Below are 21,416 nucleotides of genomic sequence, written 5' to 3' on the forward strand. Positions count from 1 at the left end.
ATCCTCCACGGCCGCAATGACTCGGTGGTCGACGTGCAGCAGGCCATCTCCTACGAGGCGGCGTCGCGGAGGGCACGTCGGCCCGTCGCCATGCGGCTTTTCGACGACGCCGCCCACTCGTCCTGGGACGACCTGGCCGGCCCGCAATGGCGCGCGGCGAAAGAGGCCATCCTCCACCTGGTGGCGTAGCGGGGGAGAGTAGCCGGGAGTTCCCGCGGGAGCTTCGGTGGGATGACGCGGTGGGATGACGCGGTGGCATGTCCCGTTCCGTCGCCGCCGCCTGTTCCGTCGCCGCCGCCCGTGACGTCGGCAACCCCGTCGACCTGAGGATCCTCCATGACGCCGACCACGGCTCCTGGGGCAGGGTCCGCGGCGTGCAGTGGGCGATGGCCAAGAGCGCGATCGTGGCGCAACTCGGCGCCGGTACCCTGCTGCCATGACCTTCGCCTCCTACCTCGTGCTGCTCAGCGTCTGGTTCGCGGCGATCTGCTCGCCGGGGCCGGATCTGCTGTGTTTGGTCCGCATCGCCACGCGCTCGCGGGCGCGGGGGCTGGCGGCGGCCGCGGGCATCGTCGCCGGCATCGTCGTGTGGCTGGTGCTGACGCTGGCGGGCCTGGGCGCCCTGCTCGCCGCCGCGCCGTGGCTTCTGTCCGCGCTGCAGATCGCCGGCGGCGCGTACCTGATCTGGATGGGCGTGTCCGCCGTGCGGGCGGGCGCGCGCCAGTTGCGCTCCGGCGGCGGGTCGCCGCTTCCGCTTGACGACGCCCCCGCGCCCCCATCCGCCACCCGCGGCGCGTTTTTGCAGGGCCTGTTCACCAACCTGTCGAACCCCAAGGCCGTGATCTTCTTCGGCGCGGTGTTCTCCCGCTTCGTCACCCCGGGGATGGGGTTGGCCGACCAGATCTTCATGGTCGTCGTCCTCGCCGCGGTGTCGCTGGCCTGGTTCGGCGGCGTGGCGTGGGGCCTGGGGCTGCCGCGTTTCGCCGATACGCTCCACCGCGCCGGGCCGTGGATCGACGTCGTCTCCGGGGCGGTGTTCCTGGTGCTGGCCACCGTCATCATCGCCGAGGGCGTCGCCTCGCTGTAGAGGCCCGGGGCGCCACCATCTCCGGCGATCGCACGTCCCCCGCGCCACAGGGGTGGCGTTCGCCCGGCGCACGCCGGTCACCCGCTGGTAGGAAAGACGTAACCGCCTTTCGGGGCGCGATCAGCCGTCGTAAAGCAGCACGAAGCAGCACAAGGAGAAGAGCAATGGCACAACCCGTCGCAGTTGTCACCGGGGCATCGTCCGGAATCGGCGCGGCCACCGCCGTCGCGCTCGGCGCCGCCGGATACGAGGTCGTGCTCGGCGCGCGGCGCGTGGACAAGCTCACCGACGTCGCCCACCGCATCGGCGACGCCGGCGGGTCCGCGCGCGTCGTCGAACTCGACGTCACCGACCAGGCCAGCGTCGACGCGCTGGCCGCCGCCGTGCCGCAGTGCGACGTGCTGGTCAACAACGCCGGCGGCGCTCTGGGCATGGAATCCGTCGAAGGCGCCGTCGAGGACAAGTGGCGCTGGATGTACGAGGTCAACGTCCTGGGCACCCTGCGCGTCACCCGCGCCCTGCTGCCCGCGCTGAAGGTGGCGAAGGGCGCCGTGATCACCATCGGCTCCATCGCCGCCCGCCAGAATTACCCCGGCGGCGCCGGCTACAACGCCGCCAAGCACGGCGAGCGCGCCCTGACCGAGGTGCTGCGCCAGGAAATCGCCGTCGACGGCGTGCGTGTCACCGAAATCGATCCGGGCCGCGTGCACACCGACTTCTCGCTCGTGCGTTTCGACGGCGACGCGGACAAGGCCGAACGCGTCTACCAGGGCGTCGAGTCGCTGACCGCCGAGGACGTCGCCGACGTGATCACCTTCGTGGCGACCCGGCCCGCGCACGTCAACATCGACTTCCTGCAGATCACGCCCATCGACCAGGCCGGCAGCGCCGCGCCGAAGCCGGTGAAGTAGGCGTGGGCGCGGATACCTCGACGCAGCGCGCGGACGGCGCGGCCGGAGTGGTCGGCGCGGACGATAAGGCCGTGGATGCCGCCGGGGCGTTGACGCAGCGCTCGGGTGGTAGGCCCATTGCCCTGGTCACCGGGGCGTCCCGTGGAATCGGCCGCGCGGTGGCGAAGATTCTGGGCCGGGATTACCACGTTCTCGTCGGTGCCACGTCCGAGGAAGGCGCGGCGGCCGTCGTCGCCGAGCTGCCGTCGGCAGAGCCGTTCGTCGCCGACGTCACCGATCCCGACCAGCTCGCCGCCGCCGTCGCGCGTGCCGGACTTGGCGGGGCGGATGAAGGCGCTACGGGTGGAGCTCCCGATGGTGCCGGCGGTGGCGTCGTCGAAGGCGCTATCGGTGGAGCCCCCAATGGAGCCCCCGATGGTGCAGGGCGTCCGCGCCTCGACGTGCTCGTCCATTCGGCGGGGATCTGGGCGAAGTCCGACATCGCCGACGCCGACCGTGACGAGTGGACGCGGGTTCTCGACGTCAACGTCATCTCCGTCGTCGACCTCACCCGTCGCCTGCTGCCCGCGTTGCGCGAGGCCCGCGGCGCCGTCGTGGCCATCAACTCCGGCTCCGGCTACCACTCGGGTCCGGGCCTGGGCCTGTACTCGGCGTCGAAGTTCGCGCTGCGCGCCGTCAGCGACGCCCTGCGCGAAGAAGAACGCGGCGTCGTCCGGGTCTCCTCGGTCCACCCAGGGCGCGTCGACACCGACATGCAGGTGCAGATCATGGGCGAGGACGGATACGATGGCTCCAAGTACGTCCACGTCGACTCCATCGCCGCCGCCGTGCGCCTGTGCGTCGACGCGACCGACGATTGCATCGTCGAGGAAGTCACCGTTCGTCCGCGGAAGTAGGGCGAGGGGGAGGTAGTCGCGACCCCAACGACCGTCACCGCCGCCCGCCGCGCGATCGGATCCGGAGGAAGATGTCGGACGGTCAGATAGTGAACTGCTCCCCGGAAGTTGGACTGGAAAATCATCCACCAACCCCCGGGGAGCAGTTACATGCACGCACGCAGCCATCTCACCCAACGGCAGCGCGAACAACTCGTCGACCTATTCGACCAAGGCATCGGCCCCACACCCGCCGCCGACCGCATCGGCGCACCGCGCCTGTCGTCCCGACACCTCCACACGCACTGGCGACTGCATGGCAGGCTGTGCCTCGTGGACAAACGCACCAAGCAGTACCTGCCGTTTGAGACGAAGAAGCTCATCGTCGACCGATTCCTCGCAGGTGAGACCGCCATGGACCTGGCCGCGGAATTCGGCCTGTCCTCCGGCTCACTGGTCAACGCATGGGTCCGCACGTGGCGCCAAGGCGGCGACGAGGCACTCAAACCCAAGCCCAAGGGCCGCCCCAAAGGATCCACCTCGGCCGGACCGCTGTCGGAGGAAGACAAGCTGCGGCGGGAAAACGACAGGCTGCGGGCGGAAAACGCGTTCCTAAAAAAATTGCGGGACTTGAGGGAGCAGGGGCACGCCTGAAAGCCCAGGTCGTCGCCACCCTCAAGGATGACCACCGGCTCGCCGACCTGTTGGCCGCCGCCGGACTGGCCCGATCGACGTACTACTACCACCAGGCCCGATTCGATCGGCCCGACAAACATCGCCGGCTCAAAGAACAGATCGCCGCGGTCTTCGACGCCAGCCGGGCCCGCTACGGCTATCGGCGCATCCGCCTGGCGCTGACCACCGCCGGCTGGGCGGTGTCGAACAAGCTGGTGCGCAAAATCATGCGGCAGCTGGGCCTGAAATCCAAGGTCCGGCCCCGGCGCAAGTACAACTCCCACCAGGGCACGCCCGCCACCATTGCCGACAACATCCTGGATCGGCAGTTCACCGCCGACGCCCCCAACCGCAAGTGGGTCAGCGACGTCACCGAGTTCCGCGTCGCAGGCGCCAAGGTCTACCTGTCGCCGGTGATGGACCTGTTCGACCGGTCGATCGTGTCGTACACGGTGGGGCGGTCGCCGTCGATGGAACTGACGTCGCAGTCGCTTGCCCAGGCGCTGGACCTGCATGGCCCGGATGTGGGTCTGATGGTCCACACCGACCAGGGCATCCAGTACCTCCATTCCAGCTGGACCGGGCTGATCGGCGATCACGGTGGGGTGCAGTCGATGTCGAGGAAGGGCAACTGCTTCGACAACGCGGTGATGGAGAACTTCTTTGGCCACCTCAAGGCCGAGATGTACCACGGCGAGACCTTCGCCAGCATCGCCGACTTCGTCGCCGAACTCGACGACTACCTCCAGTGGTACAACACTCACCGAGTCCAGGAGCGGCTTAAGGGCCTGGCGCCGATGCAGCACCGGAACCAGGCCCTTGCGGCGATGACCGCCTAGTCTTTAGACAGTCCAACTTCCGGGTACCAGTTCACTTTCTGTCCACCCGACGTCTTTTTGGGGCCGGGCAAGGGGTGCACCGACGGAATCCTGATGCGGTGAGGGTTGCGCGGCCGGAACCTTGGTGTGGTCAGATCACGCAGCGAGGGCAGCCCGGTCAGATCACCCAGCGGGGCCGCGCGCTAGTCCAGCGGCTCGGCGACGCCGGCCATGCCGCGGCCTGCGCGCATGCCGCTGAAGATGCAGCCGCCGAGGAACGTCCCCTCGAGCGCGTTGTTGCCGTGCATGCCGCCACCGCCGAATCCGGACGCCTCGCCGGCGGCGAACAGGCCCTCGATGGGCGAGCCGTCGTGGCGCATGACGCGGCCGTCGAGATCGGTTTCGATGCCGCCGAGCGTCTTGCGCGTGAGCATGCGCAGGCGCACGGCGATCAGCGGCCCCTCGCCGGGATCGAGGATCGGCTTGGGCGGCACGGTCCGGATGAGCTTGTCGCCGAGGAACTTCCGCGCCACGTTCACGTAGTTGACCTGGTAGTCCTTCGAGAACGGGTTGGTCGTCTGCCGGTCGCGGGCCTCGATCTGGCGGCGGATGTGCTCGGCGTCGAGGACGGGCACGGGGCTTGACGACGGGTCGACGTGCTCCCCGGAGTCATGCGCTTCGTCGTGTTCGGGCTGTTCGTCGGCGGCGGCCTCGTCAACGTGGTCGTCACCGGCCTCGGGGACTCCGGTCTCGGCGTCCTCATTCGAATCAGCGTCGGCGGCGTCGCCATCGGCGGGATCGCCGTCGACGACGTCGTCGAAGGTGTCGGCGTCGCCATCGATTCCGGCGTCGCCGCGGTCGCCGCCGACGGGCGCGGTGGCGTCATCCGCCGCAGCATCGGCCTGGGCATCCGCCTCCGCGGCGGAATTGGCCGCTGCATCGGCTTCGGCGGCGGAATCGGCGGCGGGGGCGGACGATGCGGAAGACGGGGCGTCGTCAAGCGAAGAACCTTGATCCCCGATGAGCCCCTCCGGGACGCCCGCGACGCGGTTCATGCCCGCGACGAGCTCCTCGAGGGTCTCGGCGATGACCCAATCCTCGCCGTTGTCCATGAACTTGCGCACCGGATCCGGGATGCCCGCGGTGACCTTGCCCACGAGCTTCTTGACCTGCTTGTCCGTCAGATCCGGATTCTGCTCCGAACCCGAAAACAGGAACTCCTTGGCCACGATCGAGCCATTGAGCACGAACCACGAGTACCCGTGGCCGGTGGCCAGGATGTGCTTCATGGTCGCCACCGTGTCGGCGCCCGGGATCAGCGGCGCGGGCAGGCGATTGCCCTCGGCGTCGAACCACAGCGACGACGGGCCGGGGATGATGCGGATGCCGTGGCCCGGCCAGATCGGATCCCAGTTGGCCATGCCCTCGGTGTAGTGCCACATGCGGTCGCGGTTGATCAGGTGCGCGCCCGCCTCGCCGGCGATGTCGATGCCGCGGCCGTCGACGTGCGCCGGGACGCCGACCACCATGTCGTCGGGCATCGCGCCCAGGCGATCCTCCGGCCAGCAGCGGCGCACCGCATCGAGGTTGCCGCCGACGCCGCCGGTGGAGATGAGCACGGCGCCGCCGCGGATCTCGAAGGTTTCGCCGGCCTCTTCCCGCGGGGACGCGACGCCGCGCTCGAGGTCGTCGCAGGGCACGAGGATCCGGCCCCGCACGCCCACGGCCTTGCCGTCCTCCATGATGATCTCGTCGACGCGGTGACGATGGTGGAACTCGACCCGGCCCTCGTTGGCGGCGGCCTTGAGCGGCTCGGCGAAGACGCGGACGATCTCCGGGCCGGTTCCCCACGTCAGGTGGAAACGCGGCACGGAGTTGCCGTGGCCGTCGGCGGAACCGTCGCCGCGCTCGGCCCAGCCGACCACGGGCACGAACTTCACGCCGAGATTGCGCAGGTATTCGCGCTTCTCCCCCGCCGCGAAGTCGAGGTACGCCTCGGCCCACTTGCCCGGCCAGTGGTCCTCGGCGCGGTCGAACGCCGCAGACCCGAACCAGTCGGAGCGCGCCAGCTCGCGCGAATCCTTCACCTTCAGGCGCCGCTGTTCCGGCGAGTCGATGAGGAAGATGCCGCCGAGCGACCAGAACGCCTGGCCGCCGATGTTCGCTTCGTTCTCCTGGTCGACGATGATGACCTTCCGGCCCGCCCGCTGCGCCTCGTACGCGGCGACGAGGCCGGCCAGGCCCGCGCCGACGACGATGAGCGGCTGCTGCTTCTTCAACGTGCTGGTCTGATCCGCGGTGGTTCCCATGGGGCGAGGTTATCCCGGTTGGCCCGGGAGGGTTCGCTTTACGACGAAAATTGTTCGCCGCGGAAGCCGGTCGGCGCCCGCACGGCAGATTTGACGGGCCGGAAGCAAAGAATCGGGCCGTCGGCGGCGACGAACGCGCTGGCCCGATCAATGGTTGTCACGGTTACACCGGGGCCATTAGTGTTGCCGCGTCGGAGAACCCGAGCAATCCGGCCGCCGCTCCGCCCCACGGCACACCCCGCCGCCCCGGTGCGGCCGCGACCTTCGTTCGCTGCTGTTCGGGCACTTCGGCGACGTCGTCGGGCGCAAGGCGACGCTGGTGGCGTCGCTGCTGACCATGGGCATCGCCACGTTCCTCATCGGCGTGCTGCCGACGTACGCGCAGGCGGGCATCATCGCGCCGGCGCTGCTTGCCGTGATGCGCTTCTGCCAGGGCCTGGGCCTGGGCGGCGAATGGTCGGGCGCGGCGCTGCTGGCGACCGAGACCGCCGAAGAGGGCAAGCGCGGCTGGGCGGCGATGTGGCCGCAGCTCGGTGCTCCGCTGGGCTTCCTGTTCGCCAACGGGCTGTTCCTGATCATCGTCACGGTGCTCGGCCACACGAACGGCGACACGCACGGCGCGTTCATGGAGTGGGGTTGGCGCCTGCCGTTCCTGCTCAGCGCCGTGATGGTGATCCTCGGTCTGCGGATGCGCCTGAAGCTGGAGGAGACTCCGGTGTTCCGCCACGCGGTGGAGCGCGGCCAGAAGGTGCAGTCGCCGGCAAAGGAGGCGTTCCGCACGTCCTGGCGGCCGATGATCCTGGGCACCGCGATCATGATTTCGTGCTACACGCTGTTTTACCTGGTCACGACGTGGGTGCTGTCCTTCGGCATCGGCCGCCGCGATCTGGGCCTTGGCCTGGGCATCCCGTACACGGAGTTCCTGCGGCTGCAGTTGATCTCCATCTTCGCGTTCATCGTCGCGGTGCCGTTGTCCGGCAAGCTGGGCGATGCCGTGGGCCGGCGCCGCCTGCTCATCGTCGTGTCGGCGGCGATGATCGTCTTCGGCCTGACGTCCACGTTCTTCCTCGACCCGGAGACCGCGACGCAGGGGTCGGTGCTGGCGTTCCTGACCATCGGCATGTTCCTCATGGGCCTGGTCTTCGGCCCGATGTCGGCGGTGCTGCCGGAGCTGTTCCCCACCAACGTGCGCTACACGGGGTCGGGCATCTCCTACAACGTGTCGTCGATCCTCGGCGCGGCGGTCGCGCCGTTCATCGCGACGGCGCTGGTGGCGTCCTTCGGCGTCTCCGCGGTGGGCGTGTACCTGACGCTGGCGTCGGTGCTGTCGCTGGTGGCCATCTTCATCATGCGCGAGACCCGGCACATCGACTTGGCCGAGCTGTAACCGCTTTTCGCTTGACGACGCTCACGCGCCCCGCCTCCCGGCCTGCACCGGAGTCCGGGGCGCGCGGTGTTTCCGGCGGGGGCGGCGGTGCTCGACGGACGGCGGCGCTTTCGGGGTCAGCGGCGCTTGCGGGGCTTGGCCATCAACTCGATCTGCACCATGTCGGTGCGGCCGGAGGCGACGAGCGCCTGCTGCAGCGCCAGGTGGAAGTCCCACAGGCGCCGGTAGACGCGGTCGTAGCCGAGTCCCGCGGCCTCGCGGGAATGGGCGGCGAACAGCTCGCGCCACAGTTCCAGGGTGCGTTCGTGGTGCCCGGCGAGATGAGATTCGGAGATGATCCGCAATCCAGTGTCGCGGTCGACGATGCGCCGCAGCTCGTCCATGGTCGGGTACCGCAGCGCGGGCCACACGTAGGAGCGCACCAGGTCCAGTGCGGATCCGGCGGAGTCGTCGAACCGTTCGCCGGCGACCGTCATCTGCACGACGATCGTCCCGCGGTCTGCCAGCACGCGTTCGGCGCCGCGCAACCACTTGCGGATTCCCTCGGTGCCGAAGGTCTCCAGCCGCTCGACGTTGAAGATCGCCTCGTAGTTCCCGTCGAAATCCCGCGGCGACGGAAAGACCCGGTCGGCGCGCAGGATGCGCACGGGCCCGGACAGGCCCGCATCGTCCGCGCGCTTGCCGACGGCCTCGGCGTGATCGTCCGAAATGGCCAGCACGTCCCCGGAGGCGCCACGGTCCGCGGCGCGCAACGCCAGCTCGCCGCCGGAAGACGGCCACTCCAGCACCCGGTCGCCGGCGCGGACGCGCGCCAGATCCAGCATGCGCTCCACCCGGCGGGCCTGCGCCTCCGGAAGATCGGCGCGGGCGACGCCCTCCGGATCGTCGATGCGGGTCACGTCGACCTTCCAGTGGGCGGGCACCCCGCCGCGGCCCGCGCCGGGCGCCTGGTTCGGGACTTCCTCCAACGACGTAGTACGGGCGCCGGAGGCGAACAACGCCGAACCACCGGTCAACGACGGCCCCGCGAAAAGCTCGATGAGCGACGCGGGAAGCTCTCCGCCGGGACCCGTTGCGCGAGGCGTGGGACGGCGGCCCGACAGCTTGCGCAGGCCCCTGCCGACGCGGCCCTCGGCGCCCACGTCCAGGCCGGCGTCGAAAAGCGCCGCCAAGGTCCGGGGCAACGTGTCCGATTCCCACTCGCCCGCCAGATACGACTCGCCCAAGCCGACCCAGTCCGCCTCGGCTATGCGGCGGAACATGGCGTCCGAGTCGCGGATGCCGATCGTCGCCGAACCGGGACCATCGATCTCCACCCCGTACCGGTTGCAGGCCCGCACGAACGCCTTCCGGGCCAGGTCGGCGCGCTTGCCGAGCAACGGCCCATCGGGCACCCGGGCGACGCCCGGCCAACGCTCGGCGTCGATGGAGAAACGCTCCACGGGCATCGCGGCGCTCCTCCCCTCGTTTTCGGCCATGCGGGCCAGGTTACCGGTGGACGCCACCAAATAGGCGGCGGCGCACCGCAGCCACTATCATGGCCCGGTACCCCCACCCATGTACGAATTTCGAGGAGAATTTTCATGACCGAGACGCCCTACCGTCCTCGCACGGGACGACCGCACGTCGTCATCGTCGGTTCGGGTTTCGGTGGCCTCTTCGCCGCCCGGAAGCTCAAGGACGAAAACGTCGACGTCACCCTCATCGACCGTACGAACCACCACCTCTTCCAGCCGCTGCTGTACCAGGTGGCCACCGGCATCCTCTCCTCCGGTGAGATCGCGCCGCCGACCCGCCAGATCTTCGACGGCGAGCAGAACATCCGCGTGGTGAAGGGCGAGGTCACCGACATCGACGTCGACGGCCGCACCGTCACCTCCAAGCTGGGCGATCGCGTCCAGGCCTGGGAGTACGACTACCTCATCGTCGCCGCCGGCGCGGGCCAGGGCTACTTCGGCAACGATCACTTCGCCAAGTACGCGCCGGGCATGAAGACCATCGACGATGCGCTGGAGATCCGCTCCCGCATCATCGCCTCCTTCGAGCACGCGGAGCTGGCCAACGACCCGGCCGAGCGCGAGCGCCTGCTGACCTTCGTCGTCGTCGGCGCCGGCCCGACCGGCGTGGAGCTGGCCGGCCAGCTGGCCGAGCTGGCCAACCGCACCCTGAAGTCGTCGTACCGCAGCTACAACCCGCACGCCGCCCGCGTCATCCTGCTCGACGGCGCGCCGCAGGTGCTGCCGCCCTTCGGCAAGCGCCTGGGCCGCAACGCCCAGAAGCAGCTGGAGAAGCTCGGCGTCAGCGTCAAGCTCAACGCCATGGTCACCGACGTCAACGAGTACGGCGTCACGTACAAGAACGCCGAGGACGGCTCCGTCGAGACCATCCCGTCGTACTGCAAGATCTGGTCGGCCGGCGTCGCGGCCTCCCCGCTGGGCAAGATGATCGCCGACCAGACCGGCATCGAGTGCGACCGCGCCGGCCGCGTCCCGGTCAACCCGGACCTGTCCGTCGGCGAGCACAAGAACGTCTTCGTCGTCGGCGACATGATGTCCCTCGACGGTCTGCCGGGCGTCGCGCAGGTGGCCATCCAGGGCGGCGAGTACGCCGCCGACCTGATCACCGCCGAGACCGAGGGCGGCGAGATCGCCGAGAACGCGGCCCGCGAGCCGTTCGAGTACTTCGACAAGGGCTCCATGGCCACCGTCTCCCGCTTCGCCGCCGTGGTGAAGATGGGCAAGGTCGAGGTCACCGGCTTCCTGGGCTGGGTCCTGTGGCTGGCCGTCCACCTGATGTTCCTGGTCGGTTTCCGCAACCGCCTGGTCTCCGTGATCAGCTGGGGCCTCAACGTGCTCACCCGCGACCGCTACCAGCTGGTGTCCACCCGCCAGCAGATGTACGCGCGCACCGCCATCGACCGCCTGATCGAGCTGACCGGCGACGACACCGGCATCCGCGACAAGAAGGGCATCAGCGAGATCGAGCGCGGCGACAAGTAGCGTCCGTTCCCGCCACGCCACGCCCCGCCTCACCTTGAGGCGGGGCGTCGCCATTCCGGGCCATGCCCGCTTCACCCCGAACGTGACCGATCAGGCACCCGGACGATCTGCGTTCGGGCATCGACGGGCGTAAGGTGAACCGTGAAGTGCGGATCAACGCCTCGATAGGCCCTTCGCCCGGACCCGCCCACCACGCGGGTCGGCGCCGATCGGCCGATCGCCTCTCACCTGGGGCGGATGTTTGAGCGGGGCGATCTGCCCGTCAACAGACGTCCGACGAGAGGCGGCCCCGGATCGGGGCCCGGAAAGGTGGCACGGGTGACCATTGCCGCGCCCAACGCACGCACCCAGACCGATGGATCCATGATCGATCCGTGGGAGGGGTTCACCGGCGAGCGGTGGCGGGAGTCCATCGACGTCCGCGATTTCATCCAGAACAACTACGCGCCTTACGACGGCGACGCGTCGTTCCTGTCCGGCCCCACCGACAAGACCCTGCGCGTGTGGGATCACCTGGAGAAGAACTACCTGTCCGTGGAGCGCGAGAAGCGCGTCTTCGACGTCGACACCACCACCCCGGCGGACATCGACGCCTTCCCGGCGGGCCACATCTCGGAGGACGACGACGTGATCGTCGGCCTGCAGACGGACGTGCCGCTGAAGCGCGCGATGATGCCCAACGGCGGCTGGCGGATGGTCGAGACCGCGATCAAGGAGGCCGGCAAGGAGGTCGACCCCAAGGTCCGCGAGATCTTCACCAAGTACCGCAAGACCCACAACGAGGCCGTGTTCGACATCTACACCGCCCGCATCCGCGCGGCGCGCAAGTCGCACATCATCACGGGCCTGCCCGACGCCTACGGCCGCGGCCGCATCATCGGCGACTACCGCCGCGTGGCCCTCTACGGCGTCGATCACCTCATCGCGGAAAAGGAGGCGGCCAAGACGTCCGTCGCCGCCCAGGGATTCTCGGAGCATTGGGCCCGCTACCGCGAGGAGCACGCCGAGCAGATCAAGGCGCTGAAGAAGCTCAAGACGATGGCGGAGTCCTACGGCTTCGACATCTCCGGCCCCGCCGCCACCGCGAAGGAAGCGGTGCAGTGGACGTACTTCGGTTACCTGGCGTCGGTGAAGTCGCAGGACGGCGCCGCGATGTCCATCGGCCGCCTGTCCGCGTTCTTCGACCCTTACTTCGAGCGTGACCTCGCAGCCGGCCGCATCGACGAGACCGACGCCCAGGAAATCATGGACGCGCTGGTGATCAAGCTGCGCATCGTCCGCTTCCTGCGCACCATCGATTACGACCAGATCTTCTCCGGCGACCCGTACTGGGCCACCTGGTCCGACGCCGGCTTCTCCGACGACGGCCGCCACATGGTGACCAAGACGGCGTTCCGCCTGCTGCAGACGCTGCGCAACCTGGGTCCCGCGCCGGAGCCGAACATCACGGTGTTCTGGGATCCGGAGCTGCCCGCCGGGTACAAGGATTTCTGCTCGGCCATTTCCATCGAAACCTCGTCGATCCAGTACGAGTCCGACGAACAGATCCGTGACCGGTGGGGTGATGACGCGGCGATCGCCTGCTGCGTCTCCCCCATGACCGTCGGCAAGCAGATGCAGTTCTTCGGCGCGCGCGTCAATGCCGCGAAGGCCCTGCTCTACGCGCTCAACGGCGGCCGCGACGAGGTTTCCGGCCAGCAGGTCGTCGAGGGCTACGAGCCCATCGCCGGCGATGGCCCGCTGGACTTCGACGAGGTCTGGGCGAAGTACGAGGACATGCTGGATTGGGTGATCGGCACCTACGTCGAGGCGCTGAACATCATCCACTGGTGCCACGACAAGTACGCCTACGAGTCCGTCGAGATGGCGCTGCACGACTCCGACATCATCCGCTCGATGGGCTGCGGCATCGCCGGCCTGTCGATCGTCGCGGACTCGCTGGCGGCCATCAAGTACGCGAAGGTCACGCCGGTGCGCGACGAGACCGGGCTGATCGTCGACTACGTCACCGAGGGCGATTTCCCCGTGTACGGCAACGACGACGACCTGGCGGACGACATCGCGGCGACGATCGTGCACACGGTCATGGCGAAGATCAAGGAGATCCCGCTGTACCGCGACGCGATCCCGACCCAGTCGGTGCTGACCATCACCTCGAACGTGGTCTACGGCCGCGCGACCGGCAACTTCCCGTCGGGCCACCGCGCCGGCACCCCGTTCGCCCCGGGCGCCAACCCCGAAAACGGCATGGACACCCACGGCATGGTCGCCTCCATGCTGTCGGTGGGCAAGCTCGACTACGAGGACGCGCTCGACGGCATTTCGCTGACCAACACCATCACCCCGTCGGGGCTGGGCCGCACGAAGGACGAGCAGGTCGCCAACCTGGTCGGCATCCTCGACGCCGGCTTCATCATCGACGAGGACTAGCCTCCCTCCCCGCCCTCCCCGCCCAAAACGGCACACTCACCAGAAGGAGACCCACCCCATGTCCTCCAAGACCTTCGACGAGCGCCTCGCCGACATGAAGTCGCAGCGCACCGCCAACAACGCCGGTTCCGGCCTGTACCACGCCAACATCAACGTGCTGGACAAGTCCACGCTCGAGGACGCGATGGCCAACCCGGACAAGTACCCGAACCTGACGGTGCGCGTGTCGGGCTATGCGGTGAACTTCGTCAAGCTCACCGCCGAGCAGCAGCAGGACGTCCTGGAACGCACGTTCCACGAGAGCGCGTAGGCGCCGCCGGATGGCGGACGGACTCAACCGCGAAGTCACCGTCGCCCCCTCCGACGGGCCGCGGGTGCGCGGAGCCGCCCAGGGGTTGGGCGGCGTGCCCGCAGGGGGCGAGCTCGGCGTCACGGACGTCGCCGAGCACAATCGCAGGGCGCTTTTCGACGCCCGCCGCTCCGGCGACATCGGCCTGGTCCATTCCTGGGAGCTGGTGACCTCGGTCGACGGACCCGGCACGCGCATGACCCTGTTCATGTCGGGGTGCCCGTTGCGCTGCAAGTACTGCCACAACCCGGACACGATGGAGTTGCGGGAGGGCACGCTGGAGCGCGTCGAGGACGTGATCAAGCGGATCAAGCGCTACCGGACGGTGTTCCGCGCGTCCGGCGGCGGCCTGACCATTTCGGGCGGCGAGCCGCTGTTCCAGCTGGCGTTCACCAAGCGCGTGCTGGCGGCAGCGCGGGAGGCCGGCATCCACACGGCTGTCGACACGTCGGGCAATCTCGGCCATCGACTGTCCGACGAGGACCTCGACCTCGTCGACCTGTTCCTGCTCGACGTCAAGTCCGGGCTGGCGGAGACGTACGAGAAGGTGACCAGCCAGAAGCTCAAGCCGACGCTGGAATTCGGCGAGCGGCTGGTCGCCCACGGCAAGAAGATGTGGGTCCGGTTCGTCCTGGTCCCCGGGCTCACCGACGACCCCGCCAACGTCGAGGCGACCGCCGACATCGTCGCCCGCTGGGCGGACTGCGTCGAGCGCGTGGAGGTCCTCCCCTTCCACAACATGGGCGCGGACAAGTGGGCGAATCTGGGCATGACCTACGAACTCGCCGACGTCCGCCCACCGACGGCGGAGTCGCTCGAGCTGGTCCGGGACGTCTTCCGGTCCAGGGGCTTGACGACGTTCTGACGCCGCGCCGTCGACGTTCCGGCGCCGCCGCAACAACCGCGCGACCGTCGCCCCGGTGGTTGGGGCGCGGGGGCGCGGCCCGCCCGGGCGCCTACTCCCCCGGGTTCTGCCCGGCGGGCAGCACCGCCAGCCGCAGGTTGGTGCGCGACAGCAGCTTGCCGTCGGATTCGCGGGTGTGCCGGATCTCCCACACCTGGGAGGTTCGGCCGAGGTGCACCGGCGTGGCCGTGGAAATCAGCGCGTCCCCGGCGACCGCCGAACGGTAGAAATCCGTCGAGTTGTTCACGCCCACCACCGGGCGGTCGGCGCCGGCGGCGATGAAGCCGGCAATGGAACCGCAGGACTCGCCGACGGTCGCGTACACGCCGCCGTTGGCCACGCCCCACGGCTGGAGGTGCTCGGGGCCGATCTCCAGGCGCATGCTCATCAGTCGGGGCCCCACGGCGACGTAGCTGGTGCCCAGATAGGCGTCGAGGCCGGCCGCTTCGACGTCGCCTTCGGTCAGCTCGTTGAGCTCGGCGATTTCCTCGTCGGTCAGCACCCGCTCGCCGGCGGCCTTGAGCAGCCTGCCGTAAACGCCGAATTTCTCCGGGGACATGGGCATCGTCGGTACCTCTTTCCTGAGCGGTGATTTCTGCCCCGAGGCTACCCGACCCCGGAGCAACCCCGTGCAACTATCGGCAACATCCGCCCGGACCGCGTGGGGGCGGGGTCGTTGCGCTTAAACTGACGGGCATGGACAACGAGAAGCAGCAAGCACAGATCGGCGTCGTCGGCCTGGCCGTCATGGGCTCCAACATCGCCCGCAACTTCGCCCGCAACGGCCACACCGTCGCGGTCTACAACCGCAGCCCCGAGAAGACCCGCGCCCTGATCGCCGACCACGGCGAGGAAGGCGCGTTCGTCCCCTCGGAGACCATCGAGGACTTCGTCGCCTCGCTGGAGCGCCCCCGCCGCGCCCTGATCATGGTGCAGGCCGGACCCGCCACCGACGCCGTCATCGACCAGCTGGCCGATGCGATGGAGGAAGGCGACATCATCATCGACGGCGGCAACTCGCTGTACACCGACACCATCCGCCGCGAGAAGGCGATCCGCGCCCGCGGCCTGCACTACGTCGGCGCCGGCATTTCCGGCGGCGAGGAGGGCGCGCTCAACGGCCCGTCGATCATGCCCGGCGGCCCCGCCGAGTCCTACGAGTCGCTCGGCCCGCTGCTCGAGTCCGTCTCCGCGCACGTTGACGGCGTGCCGTGCTGCACGCACATCTCCACCGACGGCGCCGGCCACTTCGTCAAGATGGTCCACAACGGCATCGAGTACGCCGACATGCAGGTCATCGGCGAGGCGTACCAGCTGCTGCGCGACGCCGCGGGCATGAGCCCGGCGGAGATCGCCGACGTCTTCCGCGAGTGGAACGCCGGCGACCTGGACTCCTACCTGGTGGAGATCACCGCGGAGGTCCTGTCTCAGGTCGACGCCGAGACCGGCAAGCCGCTCGTCGACATCATCGTCGACGCCGCCGGCCAGAAGGGCACCGGCCGCTGGACGGTCAAGGCCGCCCTCGACCTGGGCATCCCGGTCACCGGCATCGGCGAGGCCGTCTTCGCCCGCGCCCTGTCCTCCTCGCTCGACCAGCGCGCCGCGGCCCGCGACCTGCCCTCGGGCGAGGTCACCGGCCGCCCGGAGGACCGCGACGAGTTCGTCGAGAAGGTCCGCCGCGCGCTCTACGCCTCGAAGATCGTGGCCTACTCGCAGGGCTTCGACGAGATCAACGCCGGCGCCGCCGAGTACGGCTGGGACATCGATCGCGGCGCGCTGGCCACCATCTGGCGCGGCGGCTGCATCATCCGCGCCCGCTTCCTCAACCGCATCAAGGAGGCCTACGACCGCGATCCGGAGCTGCCGGCCCTGCTGCTGGACCCGTACTTCCGCGATCAGGTTTCCGAGTGCCTCGACGCCTGGCGCGACGTGGTGGTCACCGCCACCCGCATGGGCCTGCCCGCCCCGGTGTTCTCTTCGTCGCTGGCGTACTACGACGCCCTGCGCGCCGAGCGCCTGCCAGCGGCGCTGATCCAGGGCCAGCGCGACTTCTTCGGCGCGCACACCTACCGCCGCACCGACAAGGAGGGTTCCTTCCACACGCTGTGGTCGGGCGATCGCTCCGAGGTGGAGGCCTAAACTCCTCCGATCGACGGTCGCCGGTCGGTGGCCGCCCATCTGCGTCCGCGCCGGCTCGGCCACACTTGAGCTGATCCGGCCGCATGCGCCGTACCGGGGTCCTTCGGGGCCCCGGTATTCTTTTGCCCATGTCATCCGATGCGGGATCGCCCGCCGCCCCGTCCCCGTCGTTCCACGATCTGGGGGTCGCGGAGGCGGTGGTCCGCACGTTGCGGTCGATGCGCGTGACCGAGCCGACGCCCATCCAGGCCGCCGTGCTGCCGGATGCGCTGGCCGGCCGCGACGTCCTCGGCCGCGCGCCGACGGGGTCCGGCAAGACGCTGGCCTTCGGCATCCCGATGGTCCAGGCCCTGACGGGCTCGGCGTCGAAGCCCGGCCGCCCGCGCGGCCTGGTCATCGCGCCCACTCGCGAGCTCGCCGATCAGATCGCCGACGTCCTCGGCGATCTCGGCGCCGCCGCGGGCCTGCGGGTCCGCGCGTTCGTCGGCGGCGAGAACATCAACCGGCAGAAGCTCACCCTTGCCGCGCCCGTCGACGTCGCGGTGGTCACCCCGGGCCGCGCGCACGATCTGCGGCGGCAGGGGCAGCTTTCGCTTGACGACGTCTCGGTCGCCGTCATCGACGAGGCCGACGAGTTGGCGGCGCTGGGGTTCTTGCCCGACGTCCTCGGACTCGTGCGTGCCGCTCCGGCGGAAGCGACGCGCATGTTGTTTTCCGCGACCCTGGACGCGACCGCCGAGGCGCTGATGGAAGGACGCTCCCCCGCACGCCACGAGGTCTCGGCCGCCGTGGTGTCGGTGGACACGATGAAGCACCTCGTCTTCCGCGTCCCCGACAACGACGCCGCCGACGCCGTCACCGCGTGGATCGCCGCACGGGAGGGGCGGGTGGTGCTCTTCGGCAACACGAAACACCGGGTCACCGGCATGGCCGACTACCTGACCAGGCAGGGCATCCGAGTGGAGGCGCTCCACGGCGATCGCGGCCAGACCGCCCGCCGCAAGGCGCTGGCCGATTTCGCGTCCGGCGAGGTGCCGGTGCTCGTGGCCACCGACGTCGCCGCCCGCGGCATCGACGTCGATTCCCTCGATCTGGTGGTCCACGTCGACCCGCCGCCGGAGGCCGCGACCTACGTCCACCGCTCGGGCCGCACCGCCCGCGCCGGGGCGACCGGCACCGTGGTCACCATCGTCCGCGACCGCCAGGCCGACGCAGTCGCCGACATGCTCCGCGCCGCCGGCGTCACCCCCGAGATCATGGACGTCTCACCGGGGTCGACCGCGCTGAAGAAGTGGACCGGAGCACGCAAGCCCCCGGGCGAGAAGCGGGAGACGGGCCGTCGTCAAGCGGGAAGCGGGCAAGGACCGCGGACCCGGGCCGGAGCCGGAGCCGGCGGCAAGGGAGGACGGCCCCGCCGCGGCAACCCCGCCGCCTCGCGGCCGCACCGGCCGAAGAAAAAGCGCGGCAAGAAGTAGCGCGGCAAGAAGCAGCGCCGGGTCGGCGGGCCACGCGGACCCGCTGGGAGTAGGATCTTTCCCTAATCATGGACATATTCCTCAACATCGTCGCGGTCCTCGGCTTCATCGCGCTGACGGCCGGCACCGGCCTGTTCGTCGCCTTCGAATTCGCGGTGACGGGCCTGGAGCGCTCCGCGATCGACAACGACGTGGCCAAGCGCGGCGACGGGCCGGCGCATTCCGTGCGCAAGGCCCACAACAAGCTGTCGTTTCACCTGTCCGGCGCTCAGCTGGGCATCACCCTGACCACTCTGGCCACCGGCTTCCTCGCCGAGCCCGTGCTCGCGCGGTACTTCACGCCGATGCTCGAATGGGCGGGCCTGTCCGAATCCGCGACCGGCCCGACCGCGTTGATACTCGCCCTCATCGTGGCCACCGGCCTGTCGATGATCTACGGCGAGCTGGTGCCCAAGAACGTCGCCATCACCGAGCCGCTGGGCGTCGCCCGCGTGACCGCCCGGCCCGTGATGTGGTTCAACTGGGTGTTCTACCTGTTCATCCAGTCGATGAACGTCACCGCCAACTGGATGGTGCGCAAACTCGGCATCGAGCCCGCCGACGAGCTCGCGTCGGCGCGCTCGCCGCAGGAGCTGGGGGCGCTGGTGCGCAACTCCGCCCAGCAGGGGGCGCTGGACAAGTCCAAGGCGCAGATGCTGCAGAGCTCGCTGAAATTCGGCGAGACCACCGCGGAGGATCTGATGACCCCGCGGTCGACCATCATTTCCCTGTCCATCGACGCCACCGTCGAGGATCTCCTGTCCACCGCCCTGGAGTCCGGGCGCTCGCGTTTCCCGGTCACCGACGGCGACCTCGACGCGACCATCGGCGTCGTCCACGTCAAGGACGCGTTCACCATCCCCGCCGCGCGCCGCACCACGACGCGCGTGTCCGAGCTGGCGCGTCAGGTGCCGGTGCTGCCGCAGTCGCTCGACGGCGACGCGGTGCTCGAGGCGGTGCGGTCGGCGGGCTCCCAGATCGCCCTGGTCGCCGACGAATACGGCGGCACGGCGGGCATCGTGACCATCGAGGACGTCGTCGAGGAGATCCTCGGCGAGGTCTACGACGAGTACGACGACGCCGAGGCCGAACAGGAGGTCCGCCGCGTCACGGAGGGCTGGGACTGCTCCGGCCTGCTCCGCGTCGACGATCTGCCGCACAAGGTCGGCTACTACGCGCCCGACGGCGACCACGAAACGCTGGGCGGCGTGATCATGCTGGCCCTGGGCCGCATCCCCGCGGAGGGCGACGTCGTGCTGCTGCCGGAGACCGACCGCGACCTGATGGACGAGTTCGAATCCGGCATCGCGGGGCGCTGGTACGCCCGCATCCTGGCGATGGACGGTCGGCGCGTCGACAGGGCGCTGCTGATCCCGATCACCGACGAGCGCGCGAAGGAGATGTTCGACCGATGAGCGACTGGTTCGGAATTTCCCTCACCGTCCTGCTGCTGGCGTTCAACGCCTTCTTCGTCGGCGCGGAGTTCGCGCTGATCGCCGCCCGCCGCGACCGTCTGGAGGCGCTGATCGCGCAGGGCAAGAAGCGCGCCAAGACCGTGCTGGGCGCCACCGAGCACCTGTCGATGATGCTCGCCGCCGCGCAGCTGGGCATCACCATCTGTTCGCTGCTGCTGGGCAAGGTCTCGGAGCCTGCGATCGCGCACCTGCTGGAGGAGCCCTTCGCCGCGGTCGGAGTGCCGGAGTCGCTGCTGCATCCGATCAGCTTCGCCATCGCGCTGCTGTTCATCTCGATCCTGCACATCCTGCTGGGCGAGATGGTGCCCAAGAACATCGCGCTGGCCGGCCCGGAGACCATGGCCATGTGGCTGACGCCGGCGCACCTGGCGTTCTACAAGCTGACCAAGCCGCTGCTGCTGTTCTTCAACTGGGTCGCGCGCCACACGCTGGCGTGGTTCGGGATCATCCAGAAGGACGAGCTCGATTCCACCGTCAACACCGATGAGCTGGCGTCCATGATCGCCGAGTCCAGGCAAGAGGGTTTGCTTGACGACGAAGAGCATTCCCGCCTGAACCGCGCACTGTCGTCGGAGAATCGTTCGATCCGCGAGGTGCTCATCGTGCCGTCGAAGATCCGCACGGTGCCCACGTCGCCGACGGTCGGCGACCTGGAGGTCGCGGTGACCGAGACCGGGTTCTCCCGTTTCCCGGTGGCCGGGGCCGACGGCGGCTACCGCGGTTACGTGCACGTCAAGGACGTGCTCGACCGCGTCCTGGATCCCGCGTCCGGGCCGGAGACCGCGATCCCCGACGAGGAGATCCGCGAGCTCATCGCCGTCGACGCCGATGGCGCGATCGACCGGACGATGCGCGAGATGCGCCGCCGTTCGGCGCACATGGCCATGGCCGTCCAGGGCGGCGCGGCGGTGGGCATCGTGACGCTGGAGGACCTCATCGAGGAGCACATCGGCGTCGTCCGCGACTGGACCCACGAAACCAACGAGGCCGTCGCCTCCCGCCCCATCAAGTCCACCGCCCAGGGCACCGCGGCCAAGGCCGTCCAGGTCAAGACCGCCGCCGTCCGCGCAGCCGCAAAGGCGGGCGCCAAGAACCCGCCGAAGACCGGCGGGCCCCGCGGCGCATGACCGGCGGAGATGTACGGGCTGAGCGAGCTGACCGGGCCGACGACGAGCAGGCCGGCCGGGTCGACCACACCGAGCGTGCCGGTACCGAAGTGATCCTGCCGCTCGAGGAGTGGCTCGACCGCGCGGAGGCGCACGCCCGCCGCGCCGACGCGCTGTGCGCCGACCATCTGGAACGCCGGTCGCGGGGCCGGAAGCATCCCGTGTGGGACTTCCTCTTCGAGTACTACCCCGTCCGCCCGGGCACCCTGCGCCGATGGGCCCCGGGTCTCGGGGTCGCGTTGGACGGCGCCGACGATCCCCGCGCCGCCGAGCACGTCGCGCACCTGCGCGATTTCCGCGTCGGCGGCGACGGCATCGCCCGCCTCGACCACGCCGCCCACGCCGAGCGCCGCGGTGAAGCGATCTCCTACATCGCCG

At 69.5% G+C, this 21,416-nt stretch carries 16 protein-coding genes and 3 pseudogenes; 16 read left to right on the top strand and 3 right to left on the bottom strand.

Annotated elements, in window-relative coordinates:
• From GX015_RS00795 to GX015_RS00820, 6 genes and pseudogenes are all read left to right on the top strand, one after another.
• Positions 1 to 189, top strand: a 189-nt coding sequence (locus tag GX015_RS00795; protein WP_291342064.1) for a hypothetical protein, incomplete at its 5' end; no start/stop codon positions are given.
• Between the two features lie 68 nt (positions 190 to 257).
• On the top strand, positions 258 to 440 hold the full coding sequence (locus GX015_RS00800; RefSeq protein WP_291342066.1) for a hypothetical protein: 183 nt from the start codon (positions 258 to 260) through the stop codon (positions 438 to 440).
• The gene (locus GX015_RS00805) at positions 437 to 1,087 is read left to right on the top strand and encodes a LysE family transporter (protein WP_291342067.1); all 651 of its coding nucleotides are present in this window, start codon (positions 437 to 439) and stop codon (positions 1,085 to 1,087) included. Before GX015_RS00800 ends, GX015_RS00805 begins: the two co-directional genes overlap by 4 nt.
• 164 nt (positions 1,088 to 1,251) lie before the next feature.
• Positions 1,252 to 1,998, top strand: a complete 747-nt coding sequence (locus GX015_RS00810) for an SDR family NAD(P)-dependent oxidoreductase (protein ID WP_278826735.1) — start codon at positions 1,252 to 1,254, stop codon at positions 1,996 to 1,998.
• An 89-nt stretch (positions 1,999 to 2,087) separates the two neighbouring features.
• Positions 2,088 to 2,894 (top strand): SDR family oxidoreductase, encoded by an 807-nt coding sequence (locus GX015_RS00815; RefSeq protein WP_291342085.1) that lies wholly within the window; start codon positions 2,088 to 2,090, stop codon positions 2,892 to 2,894.
• 303 nt (positions 2,895 to 3,197) lie between these two features.
• Positions 3,198 to 4,387, top strand: a pseudogene (locus GX015_RS00820) (IS3 family transposase); the annotation flags it as partial.
• Between the two features lie 182 nt (positions 4,388 to 4,569).
• On the opposite strand, the gene GX015_RS00825 reads toward GX015_RS00820, so the two are convergent.
• Entirely contained in the window at positions 4,570 to 6,675 is a 2,106-nt protein-coding gene (locus GX015_RS00825) for an FAD-binding dehydrogenase (RefSeq protein WP_291342068.1), read from the bottom strand.
• Positions 6,676 to 6,931: 256 nt separating this feature from the next.
• Here GX015_RS00825 and GX015_RS00830 point away from each other — a divergent pair.
• A pseudogene (locus GX015_RS00830) lies at positions 6,932 to 8,062 on the top strand (MFS transporter); the annotation flags it as partial.
• Between the two features lie 116 nt (positions 8,063 to 8,178).
• Here the strand turns inward: GX015_RS00830 and GX015_RS00835 are convergent.
• Positions 8,179 to 9,540 carry a class I SAM-dependent methyltransferase gene (locus GX015_RS00835; RefSeq protein WP_291342070.1) on the bottom strand — a complete coding sequence of 454 codons (1,362 nt, stop codon included), beginning with the start codon at positions 9,538 to 9,540 and terminating at the stop codon, positions 8,179 to 8,181.
• 105 nt (positions 9,541 to 9,645) lie between these two features.
• On the opposite strand from GX015_RS00835, the gene GX015_RS00840 reads away from it, so the two are divergent.
• The 4 genes from GX015_RS00840 (at position 9,646) to pflA (ending at position 14,705) form a co-directional block, all read left to right on the top strand.
• Positions 9,646 to 11,061: an NAD(P)/FAD-dependent oxidoreductase gene (locus GX015_RS00840; protein ID WP_291342071.1), complete on the top strand. Its 1,416-nt coding sequence runs from the start codon at positions 9,646 to 9,648 to the stop codon at positions 11,059 to 11,061.
• Positions 11,062 to 11,424: 363 nt separating this feature from the next.
• A complete protein-coding gene (locus GX015_RS00845; protein ID WP_291342072.1) occupies positions 11,425 to 13,491 on the top strand; it encodes a pyruvate formate lyase family protein in 2,067 nt (688 codons plus the stop codon).
• A gap of 58 nt (positions 13,492 to 13,549) precedes the next feature.
• Positions 13,550 to 13,801, top strand: coding sequence for an autonomous glycyl radical cofactor GrcA2 (grcA2, locus tag GX015_RS00850; RefSeq protein WP_291342073.1), 252 nt, complete (start codon positions 13,550 to 13,552; stop codon positions 13,799 to 13,801).
• A 10-nt stretch (positions 13,802 to 13,811) separates the two neighbouring features.
• The gene (gene pflA, locus GX015_RS00855; RefSeq protein WP_291342074.1) at positions 13,812 to 14,705 is read left to right on the top strand and encodes a pyruvate formate-lyase-activating protein; all 894 of its coding nucleotides are present in this window, start codon (positions 13,812 to 13,814) and stop codon (positions 14,703 to 14,705) included.
• A 91-nt stretch (positions 14,706 to 14,796) separates the two neighbouring features.
• On the opposite strand, the gene GX015_RS00860 is transcribed toward pflA, so the two are convergent.
• Positions 14,797 to 15,303 (bottom strand): PaaI family thioesterase, encoded by a 507-nt coding sequence (locus tag GX015_RS00860; protein WP_291342076.1) that lies wholly within the window; start codon positions 15,301 to 15,303, stop codon positions 14,797 to 14,799.
• Positions 15,304 to 15,440: 137 nt separating this feature from the next.
• On the opposite strand from GX015_RS00860, the gene gndA reads away from it, so the two are divergent.
• The 5 genes and pseudogenes from gndA to GX015_RS00885 all read left to right on the top strand — a co-directional run.
• Positions 15,441 to 16,883 (top strand): NADP-dependent phosphogluconate dehydrogenase, encoded by a 1,443-nt coding sequence (gene gndA, locus GX015_RS00865; protein WP_291342078.1) that lies wholly within the window; start codon positions 15,441 to 15,443, stop codon positions 16,881 to 16,883.
• 128 nt (positions 16,884 to 17,011) lie between these two features.
• Positions 17,012 to 18,358, top strand: coding sequence for a DEAD/DEAH box helicase (locus tag GX015_RS00870; RefSeq protein WP_291342080.1), 1,347 nt, complete (start codon positions 17,012 to 17,014; stop codon positions 18,356 to 18,358).
• A gap of 68 nt (positions 18,359 to 18,426) precedes the next feature.
• Complete coding sequence (locus tag GX015_RS00875) at positions 18,427 to 19,812, top strand: hemolysin family protein (RefSeq protein WP_291342082.1); 1,386 nt, start codon at positions 18,427 to 18,429, stop codon at positions 19,810 to 19,812.
• A complete protein-coding gene (locus GX015_RS00880) occupies positions 19,809 to 20,999 on the top strand; it encodes a hemolysin family protein (protein ID WP_291342084.1) in 1,191 nt (396 codons plus the stop codon). The genes GX015_RS00875 and GX015_RS00880 overlap by 4 nt, the downstream gene beginning before the upstream one ends.
• Positions 20,996 to 21,416, top strand: a pseudogene (locus tag GX015_RS00885) (hypothetical protein); the annotation flags it as partial. The gene GX015_RS00880 and the pseudogene GX015_RS00885, both read left to right, overlap by 4 nt.

Source organism: Corynebacterium sp. (genome assembly GCF_012837295.1).
In the GTDB taxonomy this organism is placed as follows: Bacteria; Actinomycetota; Actinomycetes; order Mycobacteriales; family Mycobacteriaceae; genus Corynebacterium.